Origin of the sequence: Hyalangium sp., from assembly GCF_035629615.1 — a bacterium.
Taxonomy (GTDB): Bacteria; Myxococcota; Myxococcia; order Myxococcales; family Myxococcaceae; genus Hyalangium.
Genome location: NZ_DASPHO010000717.1, coordinates 1 through 5,579 on the forward strand (window position 1 = coordinate 1; position 5,579 = coordinate 5,579).

Genomic DNA, 5,579 nt, shown 5'->3' on the forward strand with positions numbered 1-5,579 from the left:
ACACCCGACGGCGTCCGCACCGACGGCTTCAGCCCAGCCCGGTCGCTCAGGTGACGCCCGGTGAGCGTGCCGCTCTTCCGAAGCCTGTCGACGGTGCCCTCGAAGACCACCTCTCCACCGGCGGTACCGGCGCCGGGGCCGAGGTCGACGACGTGGTCGGCGATCGCGATCACCTCCGGCTTGTGCTCCACCACGAGGACGGTGTTCCCCTTGTCGCGCAGCCGCAGCAGCAGGTCGTTCATCCGCTGGATGTCGTGAGGGTGCAGCCCGATCGTCGGCTCGTCGAAGACGTAGGTCACGTCGGTGAGCGACGACCCGAGGTGGCGGATCATCCTGGTGCGCTGCGCCTCGCCCCCCGACAGGGTACCGGATGGCCGGTCGAGGCTGAGGTAGCCCAGCCCGATCTCCACGAACGAGTCGAGCGTATGCCGTAGCGTCGCAAGCAGCGGCGCCACGGACTTCTCGTCCAGACCGCGCACCCACTCGGCCAGGTCGTTGATCTGCATCGCGCAGGCGTCGGCGATGTTGATCCCCTTGATCTTGGAGGACCGTGCGGCCTTGCTGAGCCGAGTGCCGCCGCACTCGGGACAGGCGGTGAACGTGACCGCGCGCTCCACGAACGCCCGGATGTGCGGCTGCAGCGCGTCGACGTCCTTGGACAGGAACGACTTCTGGATCCGCGGGACAAGGCCCTCGTAGGTGAGGTTCAAGTTCTCGACCTTCACCTTGGTCGGCTCCTTGTAGAGGAAGTCGTGGCGCTCCTGCTTGGTGTAGTCGCGGATCGGCTTGTCCGGGTCGAGGAAGCCCGAGGCCCCGAAGATGCGCACCTCCCAGCCACCGGCCTTGTAGCCGGGGATCGTGAGCGCACCCTCGTTGAGCGACTTGCTGTCGTCGTACAGCTGGGACAGGTCGATGTCGGTGACCGAGCCCATGCCCTCGCATCGCGGGCACATGCCGCCGGTGACGGTGAAGGTGCGCTTCTCGGTCTTGCCGCCGCCTTTCTCGATTGAGATCTGCCCGACCCCGCGGACCGACGGGACGTTGAAGGAGAAGGCGTTGGACGAGCCGATGTGCGGCTGGCCGAGGCGGCTGAACAGCACCCGAAGCATCGCGTTGGCGTCGGTCGCCGTGCCGACCGTCGAGCGGGAGTTGGCGCCCATGCGCTCCTGGTCGACGATGATCGCGGTCGTCAGCCCTTCCAGTACGTCAACTTCGGGCCGGGCCAGCGTCGGCATGAATCCCTGCAAGAACGCGCTGTAGGTCTCGTTGATCAGCCGCTGCGACTCCGCCGCGATGGTGCCGAACACCAGCGACGACTTGCCCGATCCCGAGACGCCGGTGAACACAGTCAGCCGGCGCTTGGGGAGCTCGACGCTGACGTCCTTCAGGTTGTTCTCCCGGGCGCCCTGGACGCGGATCAGGTCGTGGCTGGTGGCGGGGTTCTGTCTGGAGGAGGGCATGTTCGCGATCCTGTCATCGAGTATCGACGGTTTGTGAAGGTGGGCGACGCGGCCTTCGTCGTGCGGCCGGCCGCCGGTTCAGACGGTGCGTTGCCCGCTGCGCCCCTTGGTGGCGTACGGCAGCACGAACAAGTACAGACCGGTGAACAGGAGCAAGGCGAGCGGGGGCAGCGCCAGGAAGCCCACCCAGGCGGCAGGCTTCTCCTGTCCCCAGGCGACGATGTTGATGATGACGGCCACCGTAAAGGCAATGGACAGCCAGCGGTGGATCTGCCGAATCCATTTGTTCCAGTTCATGGGAGCCTCGCGAGCAGGTCGACGAGCTTTCCGCCCATCATCTTCCAGCCGTAGCGCGCGCCACCAAAGTTCTGCTTCTGGTCCGGCTTGAAGCCCGACTGCACGAGGGACAGGCGGGTGCCCGACGCCGTGGGCGTGACCGTGAAGGTCACGACGGTGTCAAGCACCATGTCGCCGACGACCCACGTGTAGCTGAGCTTCCTCTGCGCTTCGATCTCGAGGAGCCGGCAGTTCACGGTGCCGTCCCACCCGGGGTACGGCTGCGTCTTGAACGTGAACGCCGCCCCCGGCTCGAGCTTGAGATCGGCGACGGGCAGGAGCCACTCGGTGAGCAGCACGGGGTCGGTGAGCGCGCGCCACACCTTCGCCGGCGCATGATGCAAATCGAATTCGAATGAAATGGATTCGGTTTGCGATGGGGCGGTCTTGTCGATGGGGTTCATTCGTCCATTTTCTCCAGCAGTTGTTCAAGGCGACCGACGTGCTCCGTCCAGAAGGCGCGGTAGTGCGCGATCCAGTCAATGAGCGGCTTCATTCCGCGCGGCTCCACCCGGTAGTAGACACAGCGCCCCTCACGCCGGCCGTTCACCAAGCCGGCGTCTTTCAAAGTGGCGAGGTGCTGCGAGACCGCCGGCTGCGAGATGTCGAAGCGCGCCGTGAGGTCCTTCACCGCCGCTTCGCCACGCGTGAGCGACTCGAAGATCGCCCGGCGGCTGGGGTCCGCCAGCGCCTGGAAGATCTTGTCTTCGGCCACGACCGCGCTCTTCATGCATAACGCATAAGCCGATACTTATTGATTGTCAAGCGCGCGTCTCGGGCCGCCCGGGATCGCTGGGACTGATGGAGCCCGCGCCTGTTCAGGCTCGCCTGCTAGCTCGGTGGAAGCTCGGGAGGATGGCGGCCCCGCAGCCCTTGGCGTTCAGCGCCCCGGCAGAAGTAAGGCGACCAACCGCGCCAGTGCCTGAGCCTCGGACTGTCCAAGCGAGCGAGGCGGCGCAAGAGGCGGCGCTTCCAGCGGCGGGAGGTTTGTTCTACCCCCCTTCCGGGAGCCCAAAGGGCCCTCAATCGCCATCTCACCAGGAGGTCAGATAATTTCCACTAAAACCGTTTTAGCTGCTATTTCTTATTCGTCTCCATTCTCCTGGAAATCATTAAATGAGGTTATCCGTGACTCTCACTCTGAGGCTGTTCGCAGCCCTGTCCATCGCTCTGGCCGGCTGCAATGCGCCCGAGGAGCAAGCCGCCAGCGCCGGGGCCACGCAAGAGGAGCTGCTGGCTCAGCTCGCCAGCGCCACGAACGCCGCGGCCCGTGGGCCAGAGGCTTCGGCACTCTCGTCAACCAAGATCCCCGAGGGCGGCTGGACCGAGTCGGAAAACCGGGACCGGCTCCTGGACACGCTCGCCGCTGCCCACGGCCGAGCCGACCGCTGCGCTGAGTGGGCAAGCATGGGCCCCAACCAGCAGGGTGTGTTCCTGACCCTCACCGATCTCATGTACGGCACGTACATGTACCCGCCGCCCTACAAGAAGTACCTCTATAACAACAGCGCGCAGGGCAACTGCGTCGCGTGCCTATACGACAGCGTCGAGTGCAGATCTGGCTACGAGTGCGAGACCAATGGCAAGACCTGCCTGGTCTACGCCAAGCCGTCTCCCTATGCGTCCTATCCCGTCTGCATGAGCGCGCCAGCCACCGACACCTATACGGTGCAGCAGCCACGCACCGGGGCGTCTCTGGAGAAGATGCTCGATCATGTGACGAGGATCTACTCAATGGCGGCCGAGACTGGCTCGTGCGGAGGGAGCAACAACCGGATGTACTTCTCGGTGGATGACACCCTCATGTACAGCCTGCGCAACCTCTTCTCGGCGCCCGTGGGCTGGCGCAATAGCGGGGACCTGTCGGGCCCCCACTCGCCCTTTACCCAGAGCCGTGAGACCCACGCCGGCCAGCCGCGGGGACAGACCCACCAGTTCGCGTGGGACACCGATGCCGTCTGGGTCCAGAAGCCCGGCATGTCCACGCCCGTCTTCGACCCGCACCTGGTGGAGCTCGACCTGGACTACAATTGGATCCACGACTCCAACCCGGAGTGCTACTACGGGGGCGAGTACGGGCGCACCCGGTATACGAACTTCTGGCGCAGCCATGGCTACCCGGGGGATCTCTCCTACCAGCCCGTGTGCCCCTGAGGACGCGAGGCACCGGCGTCCTGAGCGCTCGACTCCACTCCGTTCAACAGCCACCCGAGCCTGTGACCCAAGCAGTCAGCAGCTCCGCGGGCCTGTTCCCGAATGCTTCGGCATGCAGCTCGCGCGCCTCCTCCGCCACCGAGCGCAGGGTGACGCGCAGGTGCTCGCGCGGTGCAGCCTGGGGGACGCGATCCAGCCACTCCACCAGCACCGCGCCGTCTCCGCCGATCAGATCGAGAAAGCCCGTGGCGTACAGCTCGTCGTAGTCCGCGATGCGGTAGAGGTCCGCGTGGTACAGCGGGATGCGCCCGCTGTACGGGTAGACGATGGCGAAGGTGGGGCTGGCCACCTCGGAGCGTGGCACCTGGGCTCCCTCGGCCACGCCGCGCACCAGGTGCGTCTTGCCCGCGCCCAGATCGCCCATGAGTCCGACGAAGTCGCCCGGCTGGAGCAGCTCTCCCAGCCGCACTCCCAGCCGATGCGTCTGCTCGGGAGACTCCGAGCGCCAGGTGCGCGTGAGCGTGGGCGTGCTCACCGGCCCCACCGCATCCAGACGTCGCCCAGCCCCTCGACGATGTCTCCCGCGATGAGCCCCAGCTTCCCGCGCCGAGCCGCCGCGAGATCCCCCGCAAGGCCGTGAGCGTAGACGGCGGCCCACGCGGCATCGGGCACCCGGATCCCCTGCGCGAGGAACGCCCCGCAGATGCCGGAGAGCACATCCCCCGCGCCGCCGGTGGCCATTCCCGCGTTGCCCGTAGGGTTCACGAAGACCTCCCCATCCGCGCACGCAATGATCGTCCGGGCCCCCTTGAGGACGAGCGTCACTCCGTGCTGCATCGCGAAGTCCCGCGCCACGCCCAGCCGGTGCGCCTGGACCTCCTTGGTGGAGCGTCCGGTGAGCCGGGCCATCTCGCCCGGGTGAGGCGTGAGCACGGCCGGTTTCTTCGCGCGGCGCAGGACGCTCAGATCCGTGGCCACCGCGTTGAGCGCATCCGCGTCGAGCACCACGGGCACCTCCACGCGCTCGAGCAGATCCCCGATGAGCCTGCCTGTCTCCGACCCCCGGGGAATGCCCGGACCGATGACGAGCGCATCCTTGCCCTCGGCCTCGGCCACCAGGAAGTTCAGATCCGCGGGCCCCAGCGGGCCGGTGCGCTCCAGCGGGATCCCCATCACCTCGGGCGAGTGGCTCAGCACGGCCTCGAGCGCATCCGAGCGGGTGGCCACAGAGACGAGCCCCGCCCCGGAGCGCAGTGCCGCTCGAGCCGTCAGCGCGGCCGCACCAGACTTGCCGCGGCTGCCAGCCACCACCAGCACGTGCCCGTACGTCCCCTTGTGGCTGTCCGCGCGGCGAGGTGGCAGCACCTCTCGAGCGTCTGCTTCCTCCACGAGCCGCAACACCGGCCCGGTCAGCGACTGGATCGCCACCGCGGTCAGGCCAATGTCCACCCGCCGCAGATCGCCGCAGAGCGTGGCCCCTGGCTCCAGCACCTGCCCGCGCTTGAGGAAGCCGAAGGAGACGGTGACGTCCGCTTCCACGTACGGCAGGAAGGTCTCGCCCGTGTCGCTCTGCAGGCCCGAGGGCATGTCCGCGGCCACCACCTTCACGCCGATCTTGCGCCAGCGATA

The 5,579-nt window shown here is 67.1% G+C and carries 6 protein-coding genes and 1 pseudogene; 1 reads left to right on the top strand and 6 read right to left on the bottom strand.

What is annotated here, in order from left to right; genetic code table 11:
- The 4 genes and pseudogenes from VD972_RS35780 to VD972_RS35795 all read right to left on the bottom strand — a co-directional run.
- Positions 1-1,460, bottom strand: a pseudogene (locus tag VD972_RS35780) (excinuclease ABC subunit UvrA); the annotation flags it as partial.
- A 78-nt stretch (positions 1,461-1,538) separates the two neighbouring features.
- The gene (locus VD972_RS35785; protein WP_324993301.1) at positions 1,539-1,757 is read right to left on the bottom strand and encodes a hypothetical protein; all 219 of its coding nucleotides are present in this window, start codon (positions 1,755-1,757) and stop codon (positions 1,539-1,541) included.
- A complete protein-coding gene (locus tag VD972_RS35790; protein WP_324993302.1) occupies positions 1,754-2,200 on the bottom strand; it encodes an SRPBCC domain-containing protein in 447 nt (148 codons plus the stop codon). Before VD972_RS35790 ends, VD972_RS35785 begins: the two co-directional genes overlap by 4 nt.
- Positions 2,197-2,511: a metalloregulator ArsR/SmtB family transcription factor gene (locus VD972_RS35795; protein WP_324993303.1), complete on the bottom strand. Its 315-nt coding sequence runs from the start codon at positions 2,509-2,511 to the stop codon at positions 2,197-2,199. Before VD972_RS35795 ends, VD972_RS35790 begins: the two co-directional genes overlap by 4 nt.
- A 413-nt stretch (positions 2,512-2,924) precedes the next feature.
- Between VD972_RS35795 and VD972_RS35800 the strand changes: the two genes are divergently transcribed.
- Complete coding sequence (locus tag VD972_RS35800; RefSeq protein WP_324993304.1) at positions 2,925-3,950, top strand: hypothetical protein; 1,026 nt, start codon at positions 2,925-2,927, stop codon at positions 3,948-3,950.
- A gap of 43 nt (positions 3,951-3,993) precedes the next feature.
- On the opposite strand, the gene tsaE is transcribed toward VD972_RS35800, so the two are convergent.
- Positions 3,994-4,485, bottom strand: a complete 492-nt coding sequence (gene tsaE / locus VD972_RS35805; RefSeq protein ID WP_324993305.1) for a tRNA (adenosine(37)-N6)-threonylcarbamoyltransferase complex ATPase subunit type 1 TsaE — start codon at positions 4,483-4,485, stop codon at positions 3,994-3,996.
- Positions 4,482-5,579: NAD(P)H-hydrate dehydratase (locus VD972_RS35810; RefSeq protein ID WP_324993306.1), on the bottom strand; the 1,098-nt coding region annotated here is incomplete at its 5' end. The genes VD972_RS35810 and tsaE, both read right to left, overlap by 4 nt.